This window comes from Curtobacterium sp. MCBA15_001 (genome assembly GCF_001864835.1).
Lineage (GTDB): Bacteria > Actinomycetota > Actinomycetes > Actinomycetales > Microbacteriaceae > Curtobacterium.
Window position 1 is genome coordinate 41,353 of sequence record NZ_MJGI01000004.1, and the last position, 23,724, is coordinate 65,076.

Below are 23,724 nucleotides of genomic sequence, written 5' to 3' on the forward strand. Positions count from 1 at the left end.
CAGTCGGGCGGCTCCGCCGCACATAAGCTGAGCCCATGTCGGACCTCTCCGAGACCCGCTCGACCCCTGTCCGGTCTCGGTCGAAGCGTCGCTTCGTGCTGTGGGCATGCCTGGTGATCGCACTCGTGGTCCTCGCGGCCGTGGCGTGGGTGGCCGTTCGAGGGCTCGCTGCTCGATCCGCGCTGGAGGAGTCCGTCGCAAGCGTTGAACAGCTGCGGACGCAACTGGCGAACGGCGACGTCGCGGGAGTCGATCAGACCGCTCGGCGCCTCGAGGACTCGGCGGCTCGCGCGCGCGCGATGACCGCGGATCCTGTCTGGGGTGCGTTCCAGTACACGCCGCTGCTCGGCAGCAACTTCCGTGCTGTCCGAGAGATCACGGTGGTCGTGGACGACGTGGCGACCGGTGCGGTCCGACCGGTCGCCGGTGTCGTCGGGGACATCGACATCTCGTCGCTCGCGCCGAAGAACGGCAGAGTCGAACTCCGTCCGCTGGTGGATGCGGCACCGGCGGTGTCGAGGGCCACGAAGACGCTCCACCGAGCGGACGAGAACGCTGACGCGATCGACACGAGCGAGACGCTCTCCGTCGTCAATGGTGCCGTCGACCAGCTCCGTTCGTCGCTCGGCGCGGTGTCGCAGCAGGCTGCGCTGGCCAACCGAGTCGTGCAACTGGCGCCGGCCATGCTCGGTGACGGCGGGACGAAGCACTACCTCGTCCTCTTCCAGAACAACGCTGAGTTGCGGGCCGGGGGCGGGATCCCCGGGGCAGTTGCGGAGGTGACCGCGAGTGACGGGGCCCTGGCACTCGGGCAACAGGCGTCGACGGCGGACTTCCCAGAGCGGATGCAGCCAGTCCTCCCACTCTCGACCGACACGCAGGGCCTCTACGGTTCCATCACGGGCGAGTACATCCAAGACGTCACCCTCACTCCGAGGTTCGAGTTGTCTGCGCGGCTCGCGCGGGAGATGTGGAAGCAGCAGTACGGGACAGAAGTCGACGGCGTCGTCGCAATCGATCCGGTGACGCTCGGCTACATCCTTCGTGCGACCGGCCCGGTGTCACTCGCAACGGGTGATCAACTCACCGCGGACAACGCCGTGCCCCTCCTCTTGAGCGAGGCGTACGCGAAGTACCAGGATCCTCGTGTCCAGGACGCGTTCTTCGCTTCCGCCGCGAGTGCGGTGTTCGCCAAGGTATCGTCCGGCGGCTTCGACCCGACCGCGCTCATCGAGGCACTGACCACGGCCGCGAGCGAGGACCGGCTTCGCCTGTGGAGCGCGGACAGCGGCCAGCAGTCCCTGATCAGTGGAACAGCGGTCGCCGGGGACCTCCTGAAGAGCGACCGCACCACACAGCGGTTCGGCGTCTACCTGAATGACGCGACGGGCGCGAAGATGGACTACTACCTCCAGAAAGCGGTGTCCGTCGGGAGTTCCGTCTGCCGCAACGACGGTCGACCGACCTGGGTCGTCGAGGTGACGCTGGAGAACTCGGCGCCGGCGGACGCGGGTGCCACGCTGCCCGACTACGTGACGGGTGCCGAGAACTTCGGCGTCCCGCGGGGGTCGGTCCGCACCAACGTCGCTGTCTACGCCCCTCCCGCAGGCGTCCTGCTCGCGTCCGTGCAGGACGGGAAGCCCGCCGCGCCCCAGACCGCTCTCGACGGCGTGTACCCGGTGACCCAGTTCCAGACACTGCTGGCGCCAGGGCAGAAGACGACGTTGCGGCTCGAGTTCCTCGGACCGGAAGACAGCGCGCGGACACCGGTCGCCGCGAGCAGCACGCCGGGGGTGCGCCAGTCGGTCACGAAGCCCCTCACCGTGGACTGCCAGAGTCCGCTCGGGTGAGCGACTCCTTGCGGAGTCCTGCGGAGGATTTGCGGTCAGACGCCGCGGTATCTGGATGAACTAGCCGTCGGCATGGCCCCACAGTGGGGGACTTCCGGCCGTCGCGGGACGCGCGGATGACTCCGCTGGAGCTCAGAAATCGGGGGCCACGAACTCGGTGAAGCGGCGGAGTTCGCCTCTGATCTGGGAAAATCTTGATCACCTGCGCTCGTTGTCAACTCCGGAGGGACTAGACCGCCTCTTCTGCCAACACGGGAGTTCACGTGCTCGACACAAATTCCTTGCACGTGCGCTGTGAACGTCCGCTAGGTTGAGGGAACTTCGCCAACTGCCCGTAGGGAACCATGCCGGTCGGTTGACACAACGCGAGGGGTCAGGGCTCTGGGTCTCAGGGTCTGAAGGATCAGATCACTAGGGGAACAACTTCATGAAGAAGCTCATTGCTGCGGTCGTGCTGGCTGGCGCCGCACTCATCGCGACCCCGGCTGCTGCCAACGCTGCCGGCTACGTCCCGACGTCCAACGTCTCCGTCTCCGGCAGCACCGTCGCCGGCGGCACCACCGTCATCAACTTCGGCCCGGGGTCGTTCGTCGGCAACGAGACGGTCAACGTCTCCGTCACCGGCGCCGGCGCGGTCACCCTCGGCGCCCTGCCGACCACGACCGTCACCCGCGCGTACACGGCTTCCGCTTCGGGTGCCGTCTCGCCGCGCGTCACGCTTCCGGCCGGTGCCTCGGGCACGTACTCGCTCACCGCGACCGGCGCGACCTCGGGCAACGTCGGCACGACGGCCCTCACGGTCCGCCCGGCTGACGCGGCCGCTGCTGCTGCCTCGGGCAACGGCACCCTCGCCTTCACCGGTGGCACCATCTCCGCCCTCGCCCTCTGGGTCGGCGGCGGCGCTGTCGTCCTCGGTGGTGGCCTGCTCGTGGTCCGCAGCTCGGTCCGTCGTCAGCGCGAGACCGTCTGACCTGCACCGCACTGAACGAAGCCCCCGGAGCCACACGGCTCCGGGGGCTTCGTCGTTGCGTCACCGCGTGAGCAGTGCCAGCACCACCAGCACGACGGCAGCGACTGCCACGACGGCCAACACGACCCACAGCCACGGCGGGGTCCGTCCAGGACGCTTCGGGGGCCGAGGCGCACGATCACGGTTGCTCATGCCGAGGAGTGTGACGCACCCAGATGTGCGTCACGACGACCCCCGCGTATTCCGAGATCGCAGCAGTTGTTGGACCGTGTCCAGATCGCGAGTACCCCGCGCAGAGCGTGTACCCCGAATCTGCTTGGTACCGGCCCGGAAACACAGGGATCGAGGTGTCCCCCGCATTGACAGATCCCGTGAATCCACGGGAGCGCTCGTGTCACCCGGGGTGCAGGACATAGCGTTGAGCGCATCACAACACGTACCCCGGATCGCGAAGGAGCAGCGACATGAGCATGACCGAGACCCACCCCGCCGTCGCCGAGGTGACCCTCGACACGGAGACCATCGAGGTCATCGCTGCCATCGAAGCCGAGGTCGTGACCGCCGCCGAACCGCAGCGTGCGCGCATCCTCTGGACCCGCCCCGACACGGGCCTGTGGGCAGCGAACTACGGCGGCTACTACGGCGGCACGGTGGACAAGCAGGGGACCCACTACTTCGTGTCGGACACCTTCGGCCAGTACGTCGGTGACTTCAAGTCGCTGGCAGAGGCGCAGGCCAAGCTGGCTGAGCGACTCCACACCGTCCTGCCGGACGTGATCCGCCAGTACTGAGGCCAGCACCACAGACCACCCGCACGATCAACGCCCCGCCGCACTCCGGCGGGGCTTCGTCGTTCCCGGACCAGGACCAGGACCGGACGCCGGCGCAGCAGCACGGCGAGACCGCCCCAGCACCACCACCCCGACCAGCGCACCGATCACCGCCCCGCTGGTGTTCGCCAGGACGTCGTCGAGCGAGGCGAACCGCGACGGCACGAACAGCGCCTGCCCGATCTCGATCGTCGAGCTGACGACGAGCCCGGCAGCGGCTCCCGCCCACCACGCCCGGGTCCCCAGTCGCAGCACGACCAACAGCCCGAGCGGCACGAAGAACAGCACGTTGGCGGTGAACTCGAGCGCGGCGTACCCGAACCACGCGGGCAGCCCGAGGCGGTGCACGAGGTCGAGCGCACTCAGGATCTGCGGGTGCGCGCCGGCGTCGACGGGGGAGCCCCAGAAGCCGACGACCAGCACGCCGAGGCCGTAGAGCACGAGCAGCGCGGTCGCCAGCGTGCGGCTGCGACCCGTCGCGGAGACCGCGGGCGTGCGGGCAGCGGCGAGGACCAGGCACCCGAGCAGCACGCCGACGGTGCACGCGACCACGCCGGACACCCAGGTCTGCAGGGGTGTGGCTCCCTGCGCGGCGCGGATGCTCACGACGACCAGGCAGCACGCGGCAGCCCAGGCGGTGGCCCGCCACCCGGCGACGGCGGCAGCGCCCCGACCGGCCGCAGCGACGACCGCGGGCAGCGGTACGACGATGACGGTGACGACCATGGCGGTCACGAAGCCGTCCTCGACGGACAGGAGGCCGTGCCCGGCCCCACGGAGCGCGGCGACCCCGGCACGGAACAGCGCCACGGCCCCGGTCGCCACCCCGGGCAGCGTCGCGACCACCACGGCGGCCAGCACGCCGAACCCGAGCACGGACCGCGCGGCCACGGTCCTGGTCGGCATGTCCACGAGGCCCGACGTTACCGTCCGTGGATGCCGCACCGCGGCTGACACCCGGACGGGGAGGTCCCCACTACTGGGGACCGTCGATGACCCCACGAGCGCTCTGCGACCTGTCAGGATCGCGTCAGCGCGAACGGCCGTTCTCCAGTTCCCTGACCAGGACGACCGCCGCGACGCGCTCGAGCAACTCGACCCGGAAGAGACTCATGCTGCCTGCCCACCGGGGCACCCCTGTGCCCGCGCGCCGTCCTGGCGTCCGTTCCCTCGCGCTGTTGGCAACCGCCCTGCTGGTGGGTGCTGGTCTCAGCACCGCGACGGCCGTCGTCGCCGCAACCCCGGCCTCCGCTGCGGTGACCGCCACCACCGACGGCCACTTCGTCTGCGACCAGAACACGCTCTACGCGTCGGACAGCACCGGCAAGGTCATCGCGATCGACATCAGCTCGGGCGCCTCGAAGGGCTCGACGGTCGACGTCGCGGCCCTCGGCACCCAGGCGAACAACGGCCTCGGCATCTCCCGCGAGGGCACCGCGCTGTACGCGGCGTCGAACAACGCGAGCGCGACGCTGCGCTCCTTCGACCCGGCGACGGGTACGGCGTCGGCGCCGATCCCCACGGACAAGACGCGTGTCGTCATCCGCGGTGCGGTCGACCCGGTGTCGGGCATCTACTACTACGGCGACAACACCGGCTGGCTCGGCGCGTACGACCCGGCCAAGCAGCAGTACCTCGGGCAGGTCGGCCAGATCAACGGCCTCAAGGCGGGCAACGGCGACTTCGCGTTCAGCTCGCAGGGCCTGATGTTCATCGTCGCCGCGGACACGGTCTACCGCCTGGACAGCGAGACGGTCCCGACCACGCCGGGGTCGACGGCCCTGACGACGACCAAGATCGCGACGCTGCCGGCCGGCACGAACAGCCCGGGCATCGCGTTCTCGTCCGACGGCTACCTGTACGTGTCGAACACCGCCACGGCCAACGGCACGTCCACGACGACGATCTACCAGCTCGACCCCACCTCGGGCACGCCGGTCCGGAACTTCCCGGTCGCCGGCAACTTCAGCGCCAGCGACCTGGCGACCTGCAACTACGCCGACACGGTCACCGGCAAGGCGAGCGTCGACGCGCGCTGGAACACCGGCGACCAGTTCGGCCTCGCCATCTCCGGTGACGGCATCACCACCGCCAACTCCGGCACGAGCGCGACCACGAGCGGCTCGGACACCGGCGTGCAGGCGCAGAAGGCCGGCGCCATCCTGGTGACCCCGGACAAGCACTACACGGTGACGCAGACCGCGGCGGGCACCACCGACCTGGCGAACTACGCGACGACGTGGACCGCGAAGGACGTCACCGGCGGCGCCACGGTCGCGACGGGCACCGGGAACACCGCGTCCTTCACGTTCCCGCACGCGGTCTCGTCGAACGGCACCGACGTCGTCGTCACCTTCCAGAACGTCCTGCAGCGCACACACGTCGCGACGAAGCCGGACACCGGGGTCGCCGAGACGGGGGAGACCCTGACGGTCCCCGCGGCGCAGGGCGTGCTGGCGAACGACACCGGTGACGGGCTGGGCGTCGTGTCGAACACGAAGCCGGCGCACGGCACCGCGACGGTGAACTCCGACGGCTCGTACACGTACACCCCCGATGCCGGGTACTCCGGCACGGACTCGTTCACCTACACGGCGCAGGACGGCTCCGGCCGGACCGCGACCGGCACCGTGACGATCACGGTGACCCCCACCTCGGCGGACGACGCCATCACCGTGCACGCGGGGTCGACCGCGAAGGCCGACGCCGCGTCGGGGCTGCTGTCGAACGACACCGGCGACGGGCTGCAGGTCGTCGCCAACACCCAGCCCGCGCACGCCACCGTGACCGTGGCGGCCGACGGCAGCTACGGCTACACGCCGGCGAAGGGCTTCTCGGGACCGGACTCCTTCACCTACACGGCACAGGACACGAAGGGCCACCAGACCACCGCCACCGTGACGGTGACCGTGGTGCCGACCGCGGGGGCGGACACGCTCGCCGCGACGGCCGGGACGGCGACCACCGGAGCCGCACCGGGCCTCCTGGCCGACGACCAGGGCACCGACCTGCACGTCGCGGCGGCCACGCAGCCCGCGCACGGCTCCGTCGCCGTGGGTGCGGACGGGTCGTACACCTACACCCCGGCCGACGGCTTCTCCGGGACGGACCAGTTCGACTACACCGTCACCGACGGCACCTCGAGCGACACCGTGACGGTCACCGTGCACGTCGCACCGAAGGCCGTGGACGACGCCGCCACGACCACGGCCGGTTCGCCCGTCGTCACGACGTCCCGCGCGGACGGCGTCCTGGGCAACGACCTCGGCACCGGGCTGACCCTCGTGGGGAACTCCACCCCGTCGCACGGGTCCCTCGAGCTCGACCGGACGACCGGCGCCTACCGGTACACCCCGGCCGACGGGTTCTCGGGCACCGACACCTTCACCTACTCGGCGCAGGACGCCGCCGGTGCCCTCACCTCGGCGACGGTCACGCTGACGGTGGTCCCCGCCGCGGCGGACGACACCGCCACCACGCCGGCCAACGTCCCCGTGACGATCCCCGTGCAGGCGAACGACCGCGGCCAGCAGCTGACGACCACGATCGTGGGCGCCCCGACGGCGGGCGTCGCGGTGGTCGCCGACGACGGTTCGGTCGACTACACGCCCGACACCGGGACCTCGGGCACGGACCACTTCACGTACACGGTGACCGACGGGACCGGCCTGGTCTCGCGCACCGCGACCGTGACCGTGACCGTGACGCCCCGCGCGCTGCCGGACCACGCGGCGACCACGGCCGACCAGCCCGTGACCGTCCCGGCCTCGACGCTGACGGGGAACGACGTCGGCACCGGGCTGCACGTCACGGACGTCCGTGACCCGGAGAACGGCACGGTGGCGCTCGACGCCGACGGCGACCCGGTCTTCACCCCGGCCGCCGGGTTCTCCGGCACCGCGTCGTTCTGGTACGACGTGACCGACGGCTCCGGCCAGACCGCTTCGAGCTGGGTCGTCGTGATCGTCGGCCCGATGGCGACACCCGACACCGCGACCGCGGCAGCCGGGTCGACGCTCACCGTGTCGGCGGTGGACGGCGTCCTGTCGAACGACCGCGGCACCGGCCTGACCGCGACGGTCGACGAGGAGCCCCTGCACGGCACGCTCGCGCTGGGCTCCGACGGGTCGTACACGTACACGCCGAAGGACGGGTGGTCCGGGCCGGACTCGTTCACGTACACGGCCACGGACGGGGAGGGCGGCAAGTCGACCGGCCTGGTCAGCATCACCGTGAAGCCGACGACCGAGCCCGACGCCCTCACCACGACGGCGAACACCCCGGTCACCGTGACCTCGCGCGACCTGACGACGAACGACCACGGCACCGGGCTGACCGTCACCGCGGTCCGCGGCGCCGGCACCGGGACGGTCGTCCGGAACAGCGACGGCACCGTGACCTACACGCCGGCACCGGGGACCTCGGGCACGGACACCTTCACGTACGAGGTGACCGGCGCGAACGGCAACACCGCGACGGGCACCGTCACCGTGACGATCGACCCCGTGGTCGCCGCGTCCGGCAGCACGGCCACCGCCGACGGCGAGCTCGTCGTGCCCGCGGACCAGGGCGTGCTCGCCGGAGCGGTCGGCACCGGCCTGTCGGCTGTCTCGGCGACGGACCCGTCCCACGGCTCGGTCGTCGTCGCGAAGGACGGCGGCTACACCTACACGCCGACCGCCGGGTACTCCGGGCCGGACACGTTCGACGTGACGGTCAAGGACGACTCGGGCAACATCGCCACCGCGACGGTGACCATCACCGTGGCGCCGAAGGCCCTCGCCGACGCTGCCCGCACCACCGCGGGCACGCCGGTCGACGTGCCGGTCACCCGGAACGACAGCGGGACCGACCTGCGCGTCACCGCGGTCGGCCCGGTCACGGCGTCCGGTGCGGCTGACGGTGCCGCGGTCGGCACCGTGTCGATCTCCGGCCCGGGCACCGTCACCTTCGTCCCCGCCGACGGGTTCTCGGGCACGGCGACGTCCACCGTCACCGTGACCGACGCCACCGGAGGCACCGCCACCGCGACCGTCACCGTCGTCGTGACCCCGGTCGCGGTCGACGACGCACTGAGCACCCCGGCCGGCACCCCGCTGTCGATCCCGTCGGCCACGCTCACCGGCAACGACCACGGCACCGGCATGCACGTCACCGGACACGGGGACGCGGCACACGGCACCGTGACCGAGGACGCCGACGGCGGTCTGGTCTACACCCCCGCCGACGGCACCTCGGGCACCGACCGCTTCACCTACACGGTGACGGACGCCTCGGGGCAGACGACCACGGCGACGGTCACCGTGCTCGTCGGCACCCGCGCGGTCGACCACGAGGCGACCACCCGGACGAACGGCACCGTGACGACCTCCACCGCCACGGGCGTGCTGACGGGCGACTCCGGCACGGCGCTCCGGGCATCGGTCGACCGGAAGCCCGCGCACGGCACGCTCGTGCTGGCCGCGGACGGGTCGTACACGTACACCCCGGCCGAGGACTGGTCGGGCGTCGACTCCTTCACCTACACGGCGACCGACGCCGAGGGCGGCACCGCCACCGGCCTGGTCACGATCACCGTCGTGCCGACCGTCCGTGACGACAGCGCACGGACCAGCGCGGGCCGCACCCTCACGGTGCGCGGACCGGGCGTGCTCGGCAACGACCGCGGCAGTGCGCTGCGCGTCGTCCGTGTCGCCGCCGCCGCCCACGGGACGGTCGGCATCGCGGCGGACGGCACGCTGGTCTACACGCCCGCCGACGGGTTCTCCGGGGTCGACGAGGTCACCTACACCGCCCAGGACGCGTCCGGGCAGCAGGTCGACGGCACGGTGACGATCACGGTCGGGATCACCGCCGCTGACGACTCCGGCACCACGGTCGCCGGCGTGGCCGTCGTCCGGGACGCCCGACACGGGCTGCTCGGCAACGACCTGGGCACCGGCCTGACCGCAGCGATCGCGAAGCGGCCCGTGCACGGCACCGTGCGTCTGGCCCGGGACGGTTCGTACGTGTACACGCCGGCCGCCGGGTTCACCGGGACGGACGCCTTCACCTACACGGTGACGGACGCCTCGGGGCAGAGCACCACCGCCACGGCCACGATGACGGTCGTCGCCCACGCGGTCGCGACGGACGACTCGGTGACGGGGCAGAAGGGCGCGGCGGTCACGATCATCCCGCTCGACAACGACAGCCCCACCGGCGGCGCGACCTTCCAGCGGGCGTCCCTGCACCTGCTCGACCCGGCGACCGGCGCGAGCGTCGACCGCCTGGTCGTCGACGGGCGGGGCACGTGGACCGTGGCCGACGGGGTGGTCACCTTCACCCCGACGGCGGATCACATCGGCACGCTGCAGATCGGCTACGTCGTGACGGACAGCGACGGGCAGGTCGTCCAGGCGACCATCACCGCGGTCTACCCGGTCGGGCTCGCAGCGAAGCTGCACGCCGCACAGCTCGCCTTCACGGGCGCGACCGGGCTGGTCGGGCTCGGCCTGGCAGCGCTCGCGCTGCTGCTCGGCGGGTTCGCGCTGATGCTGCGTCGACGCCAGCAGCGCGCCTGACGTCCAACGGCTGACGGACAGGAGGCCCGGATCACCCCCGCCACACGGCGGACGTGATCCGGGCCTCCCGTCCGTCGCTGCGTGGGGCGGGTGCTGCGGGGCGGGGCGGCGCGTCTGCGGGGTGGTGTCGGCGGGCCGCCGATCCCGAACGACATGACCGCTGTCGTACGACAGCGGTGTCGTCGCGGGGACCGCGACTGCCTCTGCCGGCGGGTTCAGTCCAGCGCGTCGACCGCGGCCAGGACGGTCGCGACCTCGGTCCGCCGGGTGTAGTCGACCTGCACGTCGGCGAACCGGACGACCCCGGCTGCGTCGAGGACGAAGACCGACGGGAACGGGATCGCCGCCGTGGCGTCGGCATTGCTGTCAGCGACGTCGAAGCCCAGCGCGGTGTGGGCCTGACGAGCCTCCGGGCTCGGGGCGGTGACGATGCCGAGCGCGGACGCCAGGGCGTTGGACGGGTCGGACAGCACCGGGAAGGCCAGCTCCCCGTTCGCGATCGCCTGTTCCGACCCTTCGGGCGTCTGCGGCGAGACCGCGACGAGCTGGACGCCACGTGCGGTCAGTCCGGGCAGCAGGTCCTGCTGGTAGGTGCGGAGCGTGAGGTTGCAGTACGGGCACCAGGCGCCGCGGTAGAACACGATCACGGCCGGCGTGCCGTCGAGCACGTCGGCCAGGGCAACCGACTGCCCGATCGGCGTCACCAGGGTGGCGTCGGGGAACCGCTCACCGACGCCCCGAGCGTCTGCCGGGACGCCCTCGGCGCGGAGGGCGGCCTGCTCCTGGTCGAACACGGCTGACAGGGACGGGCCGATCTGGGCGGTGAAGCCCTCGTTGAACGAGGTGACCTGGTCGGCGAGCAGCGGTTCGGGCATCGGGGACTCCTGCAGCAGTGGACCGGCGCGGGTCGCCGGTTCCCGGAGCATAGGCAGACCGGTCCGGCCCAGGACAGGGCGGCGTCACGTGGTGTCACACGGGCGCGAGCGCGGTGCGCGCGGGTCAGAAGAGGGTGGCGCTGCCGCCCGCCGACGGGGACACGGCGGAGGGGTCCACCGGCTCGATCAGCTGCGGGCCGTCGTTGCGCACGCTGTTGACGGTGCGCGCCACCTCGTACTGCTGCAGACCCGCCGCGACCGCGAGCGACTCGTGGTCCAGCAGCGCGAGCAGCTCGTCGGGGGAACGGTCGTCGTCCGCCCCGCCGAGCCACGCGTCGTAGCCGTCCGGAGTGAGGAACGCCGGCATGCGGTCATGCACCTCGCCCGGGGCGACGTGGGCGTCCCGCGTGATGATCGCCAGCGAGAGCCGCCACTTGTCCGGGTCGTCCTCGGGCTTGGTCGGGTCGGGCCAGGCGCTCACGACACCGGCCATCGCCAGCGCGCCGCCGGGTTCGTGGACGAAGTGGGGCTCCTTGCCGTCCTCGCGCACGACCCACTCGTAGTAGCCGAGGGCCGGCACGATGCACCGGTTCGTCGCGAAGGCGCGCTTGAACATCCCGCTCGTGGCGACGGTCTCGATCCGGGCGTTGATCGGCTTCGGGCGCTGCTTGGTGAAGTCCTTCGCCCAGCTCGGCACGAAGCCCCAGCTGATGCGGGGGAGTTCGCGCTCACCATGCCGCTGCCGTACCGCGGCGACGGGGTCGGTCGGCGCGACGTTCCAGCTCGGGACCAGGCCCGTGCCGACGACGCCCGTGTCCTCGTCCACGTGCTCGGTGCGGTCGGCGAGCTCGCCGAGCAGTTCGGGGAGCAGGTCGGCGGTGGTGTCGGAGACGACGAAGCGGCCACACATGCGCCCAGTGTGCTCGCCGCCGCCGACAGGCGTGCGGCGGTGGAGGCCGGCGGGCGACCCGGCGGACCCGCGCGCACGTCGCGTCAGGGGAGCGGGGCGAGCGACTCCGCGGTCCGACGCGCACGCTCGGCGCGCCCGAGCTTGAGCAGGGCCCCCGGCAGGTTCGCCGCGTACACGACCAACAGCACCGGCCACAGGCGCGTGGCCCCCATCACCGCACCAGCGGTGCCCGCGAGGAAGCCGGCCGCGAGCGCCGTGGTGCCGCGCACGATGTCGAGGGTCACCCCTCGTCGGAGGAGCGCCGTGTCGGTCAGCACCGCCTCGCGGTCGTCCTGGTCCATCATCGGCGGCCGACGTCCGAGGTACGGCTGGACGGACCACCGGACGGTCCGGGCGGTGTCGGCACGGACCTGGCGACCGTTGATCGTCGCGCGCGGCTCGACCGGTCGGCTGAGTGGACAGCACGCGAACGCCGCCAGCCCGACGGCGACCGTGAACAGCGCCACGACCACCACCGAGCCCGCCCAGTGGGTCGCGACTTCGAGCGCCGTCAGACCCGCGGCAGCGAGCACCGTGGCCAGGACGGCGACCACGACCGCGCGACGCAAGCGCTCGGGCGCGACGACGTCACCGACGTGCCGCCAGAAGGTCTGCCACCCGAGTCGGAGCATCGCGCGCTACCGGTCGTCGCCGGGCAGGGCGAGCTTCGACCCGGACGGGGTACCCGGACGCCCGGGTCGCACGGGACCCGGGGTGCGCTGTGGCGGGACGTCGGGCAGAGCCGCTGCCAGTGCGCGGGCCCGTTCGACACGGCCGAGCCGGCCCACGTCGCTCACGACGCGGACGACCACGATCAGCGACACCCAGACCGGCCAGGCTCCTGGTACCTGGAGCAGGGCCACGGCGCTGAACGCCAGGACCGCCACGACCGAGACCAGGACGGCGCGGTACACCTCGGGCACCACGCCGGCACGGACGACGTCGGCCTCGCGCAGGACGGCGGCACGGTCCGCGGGGGCGATCGTCGGCGCGGGCCCACTGCGGAAGTACCGCTCGATCGGATCCGGCGCCTGCATGCCCATGCCGGACCAGTACACCCGCGAGCCGTCGACCGTCCGGGGGCGCAGCGGGACCAGGGCCGCGCCGAACACCCCGACCGCCAGGGCGAGCAGGACGAGCGCGACCACCGCGACGGCGCTGCCGAGGTCCGGCCAGCCGAACGCCAGTCCGGTCGCGACCAGCCCAGCGGCGGCCACGACGGCGACGACGACGCCCACGAGCACCGATCGACGGCGACGATCCGCAGGGACGGCCCGCCCGACGTGGTCGCGGAAGACACGCCACCCCAACGAGTACATGCCCCCTGTGTACTCGCGCCGCGCCCGGACACGCCCGGCCTGCGGGACACCGTGCGGGACCCCGCCGCGGCCGTGCGGGTCGCATCAGCGATCGTCCAGGCAGGGGCGCTCACCTGCTGCCATGAGTCTCGACATCGTCTACACCGCCGTCGCCCACGCCTCCGGGGGCGGCCGCGACGGACACGTCCGCAGCGAGGACGACCGCCTGGACCTCGACACCCGTCCGCCGAAGGAGATGGGCGGCAGCGGCGAGGGCACCAACCCCGAGCAGCTCTTCGCCGCCGGGTACGCCGCGTGCTTCCTGGGCGCACTGCACGCCGCGGGCAAGGAGCTCGAGGTCGACACCACCGGCGCCGAGGTCTCGGCCGAGGTCGGCATCGGCGGGAACGGCAGTGGCGGCTTCGGCCTGGCGGTCGAGCTCGACGTGTACACGCCGAACGTCGAGGCGACGAAGCGGCAGCGTGCCGTCGAGCGCGCGCACGAGATCTGCCCGTACTCGAACGCCACCCGCGGCAACATCACGGTGACGCTGTCGCTGGTCGACTGACCCGGCTGCCTGGCACGCTGATCGGCATGGACCCCGCGTCGCGCTGCCCCTGCCTGAGCGGGAACCCGTACGGCGAGTGCTGCGGCCCCCTGCACGACGGGGCCGCGGCACCCACCGCCGAGCGGCTGATGCGGTCGCGGTTCTCGGCCTTCGCCCTCGGCCTGCCCGAGTACCTGCTCCGGACGTGGCACCCGACCACGCGTCCGGCCACGCTCGAGCTCGACCCGGACCAGCGATGGACGCGGCTCGACGTCACGGCGACCCGGTCGGGAGGCCCGTTCGACTCCCGGGGCACGGTCGCCTTCCGCGCATGGTGGCGCACCGACACCGAGCGTGGCACGCTCGAGGAGACGAGCGAGTTCGTCCGCGAGCACGGCCGCTGGTCCTACGTGGACGGCACCGTCACCTGACACGGAAGGGCACCATGCCCCGCGACATCACCGCCTTCGGCGCGAAGACCACCGCTGCCCAGGTGCTGGACGGCATCGACCTGACCGGCAGCACGGCGGTCGTCACCGGCGCCGCGTCCGGCATCGGCGTCGAGACGGCCCGGGCGCTCGCCGGCGCCGGTGCCACCGTGACCCTGGCCGTGCGCGACCTCGCCGCCGGGCAGCGCGTCGCCGAGGACATCGCAGCGACGACGGGCAGGGCAGCACCCGCCGTGGCGGAACTGCACCTGGACCGACCGACCTCGGTCGAGGCGTTCACGACGGCCTGGCAGGGGCCGCTCGACGTCCTGGTGAACAACGCCGGCATCATGGACGCTCCCGAGACGTACACGTCCGCCGGGTGGGAGTCGCAGTTCGCCACGAACCACCTCGGCCACTTCGCGCTGGCCCTCGGGCTGCACGAGGCCATGGCGGCGGCGGGGAACGCCCGGATCGTGTCCGTGTCGTCGAGCGGGCACGGCTCGTCGCCCGTCGTGTTCGACGACCTGTTCTTCCGTCGGCGCCCGTACGAGCCCGGTCTGGCGTACGCCCAGTCGAAGACCGCGAACGCCCTGTTCGCCGTCGGGGTCGGACTCCGCTGGGGCGACGACGGCATCACCGCGAACTCCTGCATGCCCGGTGGCATCTGGACCGGGCTGCAGAAGCACTGGGACCCGGACGTCCTGGCGGCGACGAAGATCGCCGCGGCCGACGTCGTGAAGACCCCGGCGCAGGGAGCGGCCACGTCCGTGCTCCTGGCGACGGCGCCCGAGCTCGCCGACGTCACCGGCCGGTACTTCGAGGACTGCCACGAGTCCGCCGTGGTCGACGCCGTGCAGGACGGCCTGTACGGCGTGCTGCCCTGGGCGCTCGACACCCGCGACGCCGACCGGCTGTGGGACGTGTCCGTCGCACTGCTCGATGCCGAGGCGCGCTCCCGACGCTGACGCGAGCCGCGTGGCCGCGTGCTGACGCGCCCCGCGCTCAGCCGCCGATCGTGTCCGGCAGCCGCACGGCCCGACGCATCGCCCGGCGCACCGCGGCCTCGTCGGGCAGCAGCTCGTCCTCGTCGCCCGTCAGGAAGAACCGGATCTGCCCGATCGCCTGCTCGGTGAGCATGTCGAGGCCGTTGAGCACCCGGCCCCCGGCGTCCGACCATGCCCGCGACGCCGCTGTCGGCCACGGCTCGTACGCCACGTCGAACAGCACCGCGTCGGGACCGCTCGGCACCAGCGGGAGCCCGTCGGCCGCACCGCCGGGCAACGTCGACACGACGAACCCGAGCGGTCCGGCCGCAGCCAGGTCGGCGAGCGGGTGCACCTCGAGCGTGACCCCGAGTCGGGTCGCCAGGGTCACCAGGTTGCCGGCGCGCGCGGGGTCCCGCGCGAAGACCCGGACCACCGAGGCGCCCAGACGCAGGGACGCGGTCAGGGCGCTCGCCGCGGTCGCGCCGCTGCCCAGGATCGTGGCCGTGCCGCCGTGGCGGAGTCCGGGCAGGTGCCCCAGTGCTGCGACCGGGCGGACCAGCCCCTCGACGTCGGTGTTCGCGCCGTGGAGCAGCACCCGGTCGCCCGAGGTCCGGAACGCCACGGTGTTCGCGACACCGAGCTCGTCGACCAGAGGCGTCGTCCGGTCCAGGAGCGGCAGCACCTCGCGCTTGAGCGGCATCGTCAGGCTGAGCCCGCGCTGCTCCGGGCCCAGCCCCGCGACGAACGCGTCGAGCCCGCCGGACGCGACCTCGTGCCTCCCGTACGTGAAGGGGACCCCGAGCACCACGTACGCCGCCAGGTGCAGCGTGGGGGAGAGCGAGTGCGCGATGGGGGAGCCGAGCACCGCGAGCGCGGTCCGGTCCGGTTCGTGCCAGGGGTGGGTCACGGTCTGAGAGCCTACCCAGCCGAGCCGGGCGGGACGTGCTTAGGGTAGCCTCACCTATGTGATCCGATCCTCTTCCCCTTCTTCGCGCGTGCGCCGCGTGCTGGCTGCCGCAGGCGCCGTCGTGGCCGCGTCGCTCGTCCTCGCCGGGTGCGCCGGTGGCTCGACGACCGCACAGTCCACCTCGTCCGCGACGGGCGACGGTGCGTTCCCCGTGTCCATCACGACCGGCCTCGGCACCACGACGATCGAGTCGCAGCCCAAGCGCGTCGTCGCCCTCGGCTGGGGCGACGCCGAGACGGCACTGGAACTCGGCGTGCAGCCCGTCGGCGCGAGCGACTGGCTGGCGTTCGGTGGCGACGGAGTCGGGCCGTGGCTCAAGGGCGCGTACACGAAGTCGCCGAAGATCATCAACACGCTCGAGCCCAGCTACGAGGACATCCTGAAGCTCAAGCCGGACCTGATCCTCGACGTCAAGTCGTCGGGCGACAAGGACCGCTACAGCAAGCTCTCCGCCATCGCGCCGACCGTGGCGATCCCGAGGGGCGGCGCGAACTACCTCGCCACCACCGAGCAGCAGACCACGATGATCGCGAAGGCGCTCGGCAAGGTCTCCGAGGGCAAGGAGCTCCTGTCGGGGGTCGACCAGGCCTACGCCGCCGCACGCAAGGCCCACCCGGAGTTCGACGGCAAGACCGCCGTCATCGGGTCGTACACGTCCGAGGGCTTCGGCGCCTACGCCTCGGCCGACAGCCGCGCGCAGTTCATGGAGCAGCTCGGCTTCACGATCCCGAAGCAGATCGACCGGGAAGCCGGCAAGCAGTTCTCGGTGTCGCTGTCGAACGAGAACCTCGACCTGCTCGACGCCGACCTGACCGTGATCCTGCCGATCTACGTCGACGCGTCAAAGGCCGAGGCCGACCCGCTGTTCCAGAAGGTCCCGTCCGTGCAGGCCGGCCACGACATCGTGGTCGACGACGCCGACGTGTCCTCGGCGTTCTCGATGGGCACGACCGCTGCGATCGAGTGGGCGCTCAAGCGCCTGCCGGACGAGTTCCAGGCGAAGCTCGGCTGAGCCGAGCGGACCTGCTGCACGGCTGCTGCACGGCTGCTGCACGGCCAGGAGGCCCGGGTCACCACCCACGGACCGGTTGCGGTCCACCGGGGGTGAGCCGGGCCTCCAGTGCGTTGCGTCGGCCGGTGGCCGGCCTTCGGATCGGCCGGTCAGTCAGGCAGTCGGCCCTCGGTCAGACGCCGAACGTCGATCCGAGGAAGGCGAAGAGCAGCGCGATGAGCGGGAACGAGCCCTGGATGAACGCGGTGCTGAGGTAGCGGCGGCCGGTCCCGAGCAGGACCACGGCGGCCGCGAGCATGCTCGCCGTGCCGAAGACGACGAGCGGCCAGCCGGTCGCGCCGTTGCCCGCGAAGGCGAGCGCGACACCGAGGAAGGTGCCGATCGCCAGGAACAGGTTGTAGAAGCCCTGGTTGAAGGCGAGCGAGCGGGTGGCCCTGGCCTCGGCGTCCGAGGCGATGCCGAACGTCTTGCGGACGCGGGGGCTCGTCCAGGCGATCGACTCCATGAAGAAGATGTAGACGTGGAGCAGTCCGGCGAGGATCGCGAACACGCACGAGATGACGAGGAGGACCGACATGGCTCCCATCCTCCCACTCCGTGAGCGAGGTTCCGTCATCGACGAGGTCGCGGGCAGCGCGCGCCGTTAGGCTCGGCGCATGAGCGAGTACGACGAAGCGGCCGTGGCGGAACTGCGGAGCATCCGCCAGAGCATCGACAACATCGACGCCGCCGTGATCCACATGCTCGCCGAACGCTTCAAGTACACGCAGCGGGTCGGGTACCTCAAGGCCAGTGCCGGCATGCCCGCGGCCGACCCCGCACGCGAGCAGATCCAGGTCGCACGGCTGCGGTCACTGGCGGCGGAGTCGCACCTGGACCCGGCGTTCGCGGAGAAGTTCCTGAACTTCATCGTCGCCGAGGTCATCCACCACCACGAGCAGATCGCGGAGGGCGCGTGAGCGCCGCCGACGACGCCCCGGCGTCGTCGCTGCCAGCGCTGCCGGACTTCTTCGTCGGGTCGTACACCGCCACCGGGGGCGGCACCGCGACGGGCATCTCCTTCGTGCGGGACGGTGTCGCAGCGACCGTCGCCGTGGTGGACGACCCCTCGTTCCTGGCCGTCTCGGGTGACCGCGTGTACGCCGTCTCCGAGGTCGTCGACGGCAGCGTGCACGCCTTCCGTCGGCACGGGGACGGGCCGGGGCACGGGCTGGAGCACCTGTGGCAGGCCTCCGCCGGGGGCGATGCGCCGTGCCACGTCCGGGTGGACGCGTCCGGGGTGCTCGTGCTGGCGAACTACACGTCCGGTACGGTGACCGCGGTGTCCGTCGACGACCCGCAGGCGGTCGCGACCGTGGTGCTGCCCGACGTGACCGGGCCCGACGAGGACCGCCAGGACGGCCCGCACGCGCACCAGTCGACTGCGACGCCGTGGGGGACCGTGCTGGTCGCTGACCTGGGTGGGGACGCGTTGCACGAGTTCGCGGTGTCGGGGGCGTCTGGGGCGTCTTCGCCGGGATCGTCGTCTTCGTCTTCGTCTTCGTCTTCGTCGTCGTCGTCGTCGTTGGAGCTGACGCCGGTCCGGGTGCACCACGTCGCTCCGGGAGCCGGTCCGCGGCACATGGCCTGGTACGACGGGGACCTCTTCGTCACCGGCGAGCTCGACGGGCACGTATCACGACTGCGGCGGGACGAGAACGGTGCGCTACGGGTCGTCGCCACCGCCCCGACGTGGGAGGGCGACGAGCCCGCTGCGGCGTCGGCTGTCGCCGGTGCGTCGCTGCTCAGCCACATCGAGGTCGACGAGGCCGGTCGGGTGGTCGTCGCGGTCCGGGGTCGCGACGTGATCGCCGTGCTCGACGCCTCGGACGGAGGCCTGTCGTTCGTCGGGGCGGTCTCGTGCGGTGGGTCGTGGCCGCGGCACTTCGCGCAGGTGCCCGGGTTCCTGCTCGTCGCGAACGAGCGGTCCGACGCCGTCGCGGTGCTGCCCGTGGGCGAGGACGGCGTGCCGGGAGCGCCCGTGGCACAGATCGCCGTGGGCACACCCACCTGCGTGGTGCCGGTCTAGCGACTCGTCCCGGGCCGGATGCCGGTCGGGGTCAGCGCTCGATCAGGTTCTCGAACGGTCGACCCTCGGCCAGCGCTGCCACCTGCCGACGCATCAGCTCGATCGACCGCGGCACGCTGAGGTCGGTGTTGCCTCCGACGTGCGGTGTGAGCACCGTGTTCGGCGTCGTCCAGAGCGGGTGTCCGGCAGGCAGCGGCTCGGGATCGGTGACGTCGAGGCCGGCAGACAGGCGTCCGCTCGTGAGTTCGGCGACCAGGGCATCGGTGTCGACGACCCGACCACGCGCGACGTTGACCACGAGGGCGCCGTCGGGCAGTGCGGCCAGCAGCGCGGCGTCGACCAGCTGGTCGGTCTCGTCCGTGAGCGGCGCGATGAGCACCAGCACGTCCGTGGTCCGCGCCAGGTCCGGCAGCTCGCCGAACGCGTGCACGTGGCGGCCGTCCTGTTCGCGCGCGGTCCGGGCGACGACGGTGACGTCCGTGCGGAACGCCTCGAACCGGGTCGCGATGGCTCGGCCGATGGCGCCGTAGCCGACCACGGTGACCCGCCGGTCGGCCAGCGAGCGGGTCGTCCGGACGTCCCAGACCTGGTTGGTCCGGTCGATCTGGAACTGCCCGATCTCCCGCAGGGCCGTCAGCGCCAGCCTCACGGCGAGCTCGGCCGTCTCGTCGTCGTGGATCCCGCGGCCGTTCGCGAGCTGCGCGTGGTCGGGGACGTGCGGCACCGCGTGCTCGTACCCGGCGCTCGGCAGCTGCAGCAGCTGCAGGTGCGGCAGGTCGTGGACGTACTGCCACCGGTGCCGCCCCTGGAAGTAGAACGGCAGCAGCGTGACCGCCACGTCGTCCGGGCGGCCGTACGGCTGCTCGAGGTCCCACACGTCGAGCTCGACGCCGTCCGGCACAGGGCCGAAACGGTCGACGAGCTCGGCGAAGGGCAGCGTGACGATGCGGGTCTGGCCCTCGGCGGTCACGATGCGCGGGTCAGCTGTCCGTGCGCGGCGAGAACGTGCCGTCGGACGCCAGCGGGCCGCGGCCCAGGACGCCTTCGGTGACGGTCTCCTGGATGACGTCGCCGAAGCGGCCGGGGAGCGTGGCGTCGTGCGTGCCGCGGAGTTCGCCGACCGAGGCCTGGAACGCGCCCTGGACCTCGAGTGCCTGGGAGTGGCCGTCGGTGACGCCGATGCGCAGCACCGGGAAGCCCCGGCCGGCGCACAGACCCTGGAACCGGACGTCGTCCTCGCGCCGGACGGTGACGATCACGCGCGCCGTCGACTCGGAGAACAGGGCCGTGGCGACGTCGATGCCGTCGCGCTCCTGCAGCTCGTCGAGCACGACGCGGGCGCCGACCCCGAACCGCAGCACCGACTCGGCGAGCGACTGGCCGAGGCCGCCGTCCGCCAGGTCGTGGGCGCTGGTCAGGAGCTGCTCATCGGTCGCTGCCTGCAGCAGACCGGCGAGCTCCTTCTCGCGCGCCAGGTCGACCTTGGGCGGACGACCGCCGAGGTGCCCGTGCACCGTGCCGGCCCACGCCGACCCGTCGAGCTCGAGCGAGGTCGTGCCGAGCAGGTAGATGTTGTGGCCGTCGTCCTGCCAGCCGGACGGCACGCGCTTGGCGACGTCGTCGATGACCCCGAGCACGCCCACCACGGGGGTGGGGTGGATCGGCGTCGAACCGGTCTGGTTGTAGAACGACACGTTGCCGCCGGTGACGGGGATGCCGAGCTCCATGCACCCGTCGGCCAGGCCCTCCACCGCCTGGGAGAACTGCCACATCACCTCGGGGTTCTCGGGGGAGCCGAAGTTCAGGCAGTCGGTGACCGCGGCCGGCACTGCGCCCGTGACGGCGACGTTCCGGTAGGCCTCTGCCAGGGCCAGTCGTGCACCCTGCTTCGGGTCGAGCTGGCAGTAGCGGCCGTTCGCATCGGTGGCGATCGTGACGCCCAGGCCAGTTTCCTCGTCGACGCGGATCATGCCGCCGTCGTCGGGGAAGGACAGGGCGGTGTTGCCGAGCACGTAGGTGTCGTACTGGTTCGTGACCCAGTTCTTCGACGCCAGGTTCGGCGACCCGAGCAGCTGCAGGAACTGGGCCTTGAGCGCCGGACCCGTCTCCGGGCGGTCGAGCGACTCGGCGCCGTCGGCCTGCAGGGCGTCGATCCAGCTCGGGTAGGCGACCGGACGGTCGTACACCGGGCCGTCGACGGCGACGGTGCGCGGGTCGACGTTGACGATCTCCTGGCCCTGCCAGTCGATGACGAGACGGCCGGTGCCGGTGACCTCGCCCAGGACGCTCGTCTCGACCTCCCACTTGCCGACGACGGCCAGGAAGGCATCGAGCTTGTCGGGGCGGACGACCGCCATCATGCGCTCCTGGCTCTCCGACATCAGGATCTCTTCGGCGGTGAGCGTGGGGTCGCGCAGCAGGACGTCGTCGAGCGAGATGTGCATGCCGCCGTCGCCGTTGCTGGCGAGCTCGGACGTGGCGCACGAGATGCCCGCGGCGCCGAGGTCCTGGATGCCCTCGACGAGTTCCTCGTGGAAGAGCTCGAGGCAGCACTCGATCAGGACCTTCTCGGCGAAGGGGTCACCGACCTGCACGGCGGGACGCTTGGTCGGGCCGCCCTCGGTGAAGGTGTCGGACGCCAGGATCGACGCGCCGCCGATGCCGTCGCCGCCGGTGCGGGCACCGAACAGGACGACCTTGTTGCCGGCACCGGAGGCGTTCGCCAGGTGCAGGTCCTCGTGCCGCAGGACACCGACGGCCAGGGCGTTGACGAGCGGGTTGCCCTGGTACACCGGGTCGAAGTAGGTCTCGCCGCCGATGTTCGGCAGGCCGAGGCAGTTGCCGTAGAACGAGATGCCGCCGACGACGCCGTGCACGACCCGTGCCGTGTCCTCGTGGTCGATGGCGCCGAAGCGGAGCTGGTCCATCACCGCGACCGGGCGTGCGCCCATCGAGATGATGTCGCGGACGATGCCGCCGACGCCCGTGGCTGCGCCCTGGTACGGCTCGACGTACGACGGGTGGTTGTGCGACTCGACCTTGAAGGTCACCGCCCAGCCGTTGCCCACGTCGACGACACCGGCGTTCTCGCCCATGCCGACCATCAGGTCCTTCTGCATCTCCGGCGTGACCTTCTGGCCGAACTGCCGCAGGTAGTTCTTGCTCGACTTGTACGAGCAGTGCTCCGACCACATGACGGAGTACATCGCCAGCTCGCCGGACGTGGGGCGGCGGCCGAGGATCTCGCGGATCTTCGCGTACTCGTCGGCCTTGAGCCCGAGTGCCTCGTACGGCTGCTCCTTGTCGGGCGTCGCGGCGGCGTCCTGCACGGTGTCGGGCTTCGGGCGAACGTGGGTCGTCACGGTGGTGTTGTTCCCTGTCACTGGCGTCGTGTCCGTCACTTGACGAGCGTCGACTCGATCACGGAGGTGAAGAAGGTCAGGCCGTCCGTGCCGGAGGCCATCGCCGCGGGGGTGTCCGGGCCGAACCCGGGTTCCGTCGCGTGCTCGGGGTGCGGCATGAGGCCGACGACGTTGCCGCGCTCGTTGGAGACGCCGGCGATGTCGTCGATCGAGCCGTTCGGGTTCACGCCGACGTAGCGGAACACCACCTGGCCGTTGTCCTCGATGCGCTTGATCTCGTCAGCGTCGGCGACGAACCGGCCGTCCGCGTTCTTGAGCGGGATGGTGATCTCCTGCTCGGCGCTGAACCCCGAGGTCCAGGCCGTACCGACGTTCTCGACGCGGAGCTTCTGGTCACGCCGGATGAACTGCTGGTGGGCGTTCCGCGTGTGCGCACCGGGCACCAGGCGTGCCTCTGCCAGCATCTGGAAGCCGTTGCAGATCCCCAGGACGGGCATGCCCTTGCGGGCGACGTCGATGACCTCGGCCATGATCGGGGCCTTCGCGGCGATGGCACCGGCACGGAGGTAGTCGCCGTACGAGAACCCGCCGGGGAGCACGATGGCGTCGACGCCTTGCAGGTCGTGGTCGCCGTGCCAGAGCGCGACCGGCTCGGCACCGGCGAGACGGACCGCACGCTGGGCGTCGCGGTCGTCGAGCGAACCGGGGAACGTGATGACGCCGATGCGCATCGCGGTCACTCCGCGTCGTCCTCGACGACACTGACCGAGACGACGTCCTCGATCACGGCGTTGGAGAAGACGTCGACCGCGATGTCGCGGACCTCGGCGAGGCGGGCGTCGTCGACGGGGCCGTCGACGGTCACCTCGAACCGCTTGCCGATGCGGACGTTGGTCAGGTCGTTCTTGCCGAGGCGGGCGAGGGCGTTGCCCACCGCCTTGCCCTGGGGGTCGAGGATCTCGGCCTTCGGCATGACCTCGACGACGATCGTTGGCACGTGTTCACTCCAGCACGGT

The 23,724-nt window shown here is 71.8% G+C and carries 22 protein-coding genes; 10 read left to right on the top strand and 12 right to left on the bottom strand.

What is annotated here, in order from left to right; genetic code table 11:
* The first annotated feature begins 35 nt into the window (after nucleotides 1–35).
* Together BIU90_RS01610 and BIU90_RS01615 are read left to right on the top strand one after the other, a co-directional pair.
* Nucleotides 36–1,850, top strand: coding sequence for a DUF4012 domain-containing protein (locus BIU90_RS01610; protein WP_071298501.1), 1,815 nt, complete (start codon nucleotides 36–38; stop codon nucleotides 1,848–1,850).
* A 427-nt stretch (nucleotides 1,851–2,277) separates the two neighbouring features.
* Nucleotides 2,278–2,820 (top strand): hypothetical protein, encoded by a 543-nt coding sequence (locus tag BIU90_RS01615; RefSeq protein WP_071298502.1) that lies wholly within the window; start codon nucleotides 2,278–2,280, stop codon nucleotides 2,818–2,820.
* A gap of 60 nt (nucleotides 2,821–2,880) precedes the next feature.
* Here the strand turns inward: BIU90_RS01615 and BIU90_RS19130 are convergent, their stop codons facing one another.
* Nucleotides 2,881–3,012, bottom strand: coding sequence for a hypothetical protein (locus BIU90_RS19130; protein WP_302847381.1), 132 nt, complete (start codon nucleotides 3,010–3,012; stop codon nucleotides 2,881–2,883).
* Nucleotides 3,013–3,284: 272 nt separating this feature from the next.
* Here BIU90_RS19130 and BIU90_RS01620 point away from each other — a divergent pair, with 272 nt between their 5' ends.
* The gene (locus BIU90_RS01620) at nucleotides 3,285–3,611 is read left to right on the top strand and encodes a hypothetical protein (protein ID WP_071298503.1); all 327 of its coding nucleotides are present in this window, start codon (nucleotides 3,285–3,287) and stop codon (nucleotides 3,609–3,611) included.
* A gap of 27 nt (nucleotides 3,612–3,638) precedes the next feature.
* Here BIU90_RS01620 and BIU90_RS01625 read toward each other — a convergent pair whose 3' ends face one another.
* Complete coding sequence (locus tag BIU90_RS01625) at nucleotides 3,639–4,556, bottom strand: VanZ family protein (protein ID WP_217640888.1); 918 nt, start codon at nucleotides 4,554–4,556, stop codon at nucleotides 3,639–3,641.
* Between the two features lie 272 nt (nucleotides 4,557–4,828).
* Between BIU90_RS01625 and BIU90_RS01630 the strand changes: the two genes are divergently transcribed.
* A complete protein-coding gene (locus tag BIU90_RS01630) occupies nucleotides 4,829–10,213 on the top strand; it encodes an Ig-like domain-containing protein (RefSeq protein WP_139195059.1) in 5,385 nt (1,794 codons plus the stop codon).
* A gap of 215 nt (nucleotides 10,214–10,428) precedes the next feature.
* On the opposite strand, the gene BIU90_RS01635 is transcribed toward BIU90_RS01630, so the two are convergent.
* The 4 genes from BIU90_RS01635 to BIU90_RS01650 all read right to left on the bottom strand — a co-directional run bounded on the left by BIU90_RS01635 (nucleotide 10,429) and on the right by BIU90_RS01650 (nucleotide 13,356).
* Nucleotides 10,429–11,088: a peroxiredoxin-like family protein gene (locus BIU90_RS01635; protein WP_071298657.1), complete on the bottom strand. Its 660-nt coding sequence runs from the start codon at nucleotides 11,086–11,088 to the stop codon at nucleotides 10,429–10,431.
* Between the two features lie 124 nt (nucleotides 11,089–11,212).
* Nucleotides 11,213–11,998, bottom strand: coding sequence for an SOS response-associated peptidase (locus BIU90_RS01640; RefSeq protein ID WP_071298506.1), 786 nt, complete (start codon nucleotides 11,996–11,998; stop codon nucleotides 11,213–11,215).
* 83 nt (nucleotides 11,999–12,081) lie between these two features.
* Complete coding sequence (locus BIU90_RS01645; RefSeq protein WP_071298507.1) at nucleotides 12,082–12,669, bottom strand: hypothetical protein; 588 nt, start codon at nucleotides 12,667–12,669, stop codon at nucleotides 12,082–12,084.
* Between the two features lie 6 nt (nucleotides 12,670–12,675).
* Entirely contained in the window at nucleotides 12,676–13,356 is a 681-nt protein-coding gene (locus BIU90_RS01650; protein WP_139195060.1) for a hypothetical protein, read from the bottom strand.
* A gap of 121 nt (nucleotides 13,357–13,477) precedes the next feature.
* Here BIU90_RS01650 and BIU90_RS01655 point away from each other — a divergent pair, with 121 nt between their 5' ends.
* The 3 genes from BIU90_RS01655 to BIU90_RS01665 are packed head-to-tail and all read left to right on the top strand — an operon-like array spanning nucleotide 13,478 to nucleotide 15,278.
* The gene (locus BIU90_RS01655) at nucleotides 13,478–13,903 is read left to right on the top strand and encodes an organic hydroperoxide resistance protein (protein WP_071298509.1); all 426 of its coding nucleotides are present in this window, start codon (nucleotides 13,478–13,480) and stop codon (nucleotides 13,901–13,903) included.
* A 26-nt stretch (nucleotides 13,904–13,929) separates the two neighbouring features.
* The gene (locus BIU90_RS01660; protein WP_083403600.1) at nucleotides 13,930–14,313 is read left to right on the top strand and encodes a YchJ family protein; all 384 of its coding nucleotides are present in this window, start codon (nucleotides 13,930–13,932) and stop codon (nucleotides 14,311–14,313) included.
* A 14-nt stretch (nucleotides 14,314–14,327) separates the two neighbouring features.
* Nucleotides 14,328–15,278 (top strand): SDR family NAD(P)-dependent oxidoreductase, encoded by a 951-nt coding sequence (locus BIU90_RS01665; protein ID WP_071298510.1) that lies wholly within the window; start codon nucleotides 14,328–14,330, stop codon nucleotides 15,276–15,278.
* Between the two features lie 37 nt (nucleotides 15,279–15,315).
* On the opposite strand, the gene BIU90_RS01670 is transcribed toward BIU90_RS01665, so the two are convergent.
* Nucleotides 15,316–16,206, bottom strand: a complete 891-nt coding sequence (locus BIU90_RS01670) for a shikimate dehydrogenase (protein WP_071298511.1) — start codon at nucleotides 16,204–16,206, stop codon at nucleotides 15,316–15,318.
* 58 nt (nucleotides 16,207–16,264) lie between these two features.
* Here BIU90_RS01670 and BIU90_RS01675 point away from each other — a divergent pair, with 58 nt between their 5' ends.
* Nucleotides 16,265–17,278, top strand: coding sequence for an iron-siderophore ABC transporter substrate-binding protein (locus BIU90_RS01675; protein WP_254786907.1), 1,014 nt, complete (start codon nucleotides 16,265–16,267; stop codon nucleotides 17,276–17,278).
* Nucleotides 17,279–17,450: 172 nt separating this feature from the next.
* Here the strand turns inward: BIU90_RS01675 and BIU90_RS01680 are convergent, their stop codons facing one another.
* Entirely contained in the window at nucleotides 17,451–17,855 is a 405-nt protein-coding gene (locus tag BIU90_RS01680) for a DUF1304 domain-containing protein (RefSeq protein WP_071298512.1), read from the bottom strand.
* 79 nt (nucleotides 17,856–17,934) lie between these two features.
* Between BIU90_RS01680 and BIU90_RS01685 the strand changes: the two genes are divergently transcribed.
* A complete protein-coding gene (locus tag BIU90_RS01685; protein ID WP_071298513.1) occupies nucleotides 17,935–18,237 on the top strand; it encodes a chorismate mutase in 303 nt (100 codons plus the stop codon).
* Nucleotides 18,234–19,346 carry a beta-propeller fold lactonase family protein gene (locus tag BIU90_RS01690; protein ID WP_071298514.1) on the top strand — a complete coding sequence of 371 codons (1,113 nt, stop codon included), beginning with the start codon at nucleotides 18,234–18,236 and terminating at the stop codon, nucleotides 19,344–19,346. Before BIU90_RS01685 ends, BIU90_RS01690 begins: the two co-directional genes overlap by 4 nt.
* Nucleotides 19,347–19,377: 31 nt before the next feature.
* On the opposite strand, the gene BIU90_RS01695 is transcribed toward BIU90_RS01690, so the two are convergent.
* Genes BIU90_RS01695 through purS form a run of 4 tightly spaced genes read right to left on the bottom strand, consistent with a single transcriptional unit; the run spans nucleotide 19,378 to nucleotide 23,705 of the window.
* The gene (locus tag BIU90_RS01695; RefSeq protein ID WP_071298515.1) at nucleotides 19,378–20,316 is read right to left on the bottom strand and encodes an NAD(P)-dependent oxidoreductase; all 939 of its coding nucleotides are present in this window, start codon (nucleotides 20,314–20,316) and stop codon (nucleotides 19,378–19,380) included.
* Nucleotides 20,317–20,326: 10 nt separating this feature from the next.
* A complete protein-coding gene (gene purL, locus BIU90_RS01700; RefSeq protein WP_254786908.1) occupies nucleotides 20,327–22,708 on the bottom strand; it encodes a phosphoribosylformylglycinamidine synthase subunit PurL in 2,382 nt (793 codons plus the stop codon).
* Nucleotides 22,709–22,743: 35 nt separating this feature from the next.
* Nucleotides 22,744–23,439: a phosphoribosylformylglycinamidine synthase subunit PurQ gene (purQ, locus tag BIU90_RS01705; RefSeq protein ID WP_071298660.1), complete on the bottom strand. Its 696-nt coding sequence runs from the start codon at nucleotides 23,437–23,439 to the stop codon at nucleotides 22,744–22,746.
* Between the two features lie 5 nt (nucleotides 23,440–23,444).
* On the bottom strand, nucleotides 23,445–23,705 hold the full coding sequence (gene purS, locus BIU90_RS01710) for a phosphoribosylformylglycinamidine synthase subunit PurS (protein ID WP_071298517.1): 261 nt from the start codon (nucleotides 23,703–23,705) through the stop codon (nucleotides 23,445–23,447).
* Between the last annotated feature and the right edge of the window lie 19 nt (nucleotides 23,706–23,724).

Bases quoted from the DNA above. Each gene is read 5' to 3' on its own strand.
- BIU90_RS01620 (WP_071298503.1), top strand. From the start codon at position 3,285: ATGAGCATGACCGAGACCCACCCCGCCGTCGCCGAGGTGACCCTCGAC.
- BIU90_RS01665 (WP_071298510.1), top strand. From the start codon at position 14,328: ATGCCCCGCGACATCACCGCCTTCGGCGCGAAGACCACCGCTGCCCAG.
- BIU90_RS01655 (WP_071298509.1), top strand. From the start codon at position 13,478: ATGAGTCTCGACATCGTCTACACCGCCGTCGCCCACGCCTCCGGGGGC.
- BIU90_RS01625 (WP_217640888.1), bottom strand. From the start codon at position 4,556: ATGCCGACCAGGACCGTGGCCGCGCGGTCCGTGCTCGGGTTCGGCGTG.
- BIU90_RS01635 (WP_071298657.1), bottom strand. From the start codon at position 11,088: ATGCCCGAACCGCTGCTCGCCGACCAGGTCACCTCGTTCAACGAGGGC.
- BIU90_RS19130 (WP_302847381.1), bottom strand. From the start codon at position 3,012: ATGAGCAACCGTGATCGTGCGCCTCGGCCCCCGAAGCGTCCTGGACGG.
- purQ (WP_071298660.1), bottom strand. From the start codon at position 23,439: ATGCGCATCGGCGTCATCACGTTCCCCGGTTCGCTCGACGACCGCGAC.
- BIU90_RS01680 (WP_071298512.1), bottom strand. From the start codon at position 17,855: ATGTCGGTCCTCCTCGTCATCTCGTGCGTGTTCGCGATCCTCGCCGGA.
- BIU90_RS01660 (WP_083403600.1), top strand. From the start codon at position 13,930: ATGGACCCCGCGTCGCGCTGCCCCTGCCTGAGCGGGAACCCGTACGGC.
- BIU90_RS01615 (WP_071298502.1), top strand. From the start codon at position 2,278: ATGAAGAAGCTCATTGCTGCGGTCGTGCTGGCTGGCGCCGCACTCATC.
- BIU90_RS01610 (WP_071298501.1), top strand. From the start codon at position 36: ATGTCGGACCTCTCCGAGACCCGCTCGACCCCTGTCCGGTCTCGGTCG.
- BIU90_RS01650 (WP_139195060.1), bottom strand. From the start codon at position 13,356: ATGTACTCGTTGGGGTGGCGTGTCTTCCGCGACCACGTCGGGCGGGCC.
- BIU90_RS01645 (WP_071298507.1), bottom strand. From the start codon at position 12,669: ATGCTCCGACTCGGGTGGCAGACCTTCTGGCGGCACGTCGGTGACGTC.
- BIU90_RS01640 (WP_071298506.1), bottom strand. From the start codon at position 11,998: ATGTGTGGCCGCTTCGTCGTCTCCGACACCACCGCCGACCTGCTCCCC.
- BIU90_RS01685 (WP_071298513.1), top strand. From the start codon at position 17,935: ATGAGCGAGTACGACGAAGCGGCCGTGGCGGAACTGCGGAGCATCCGC.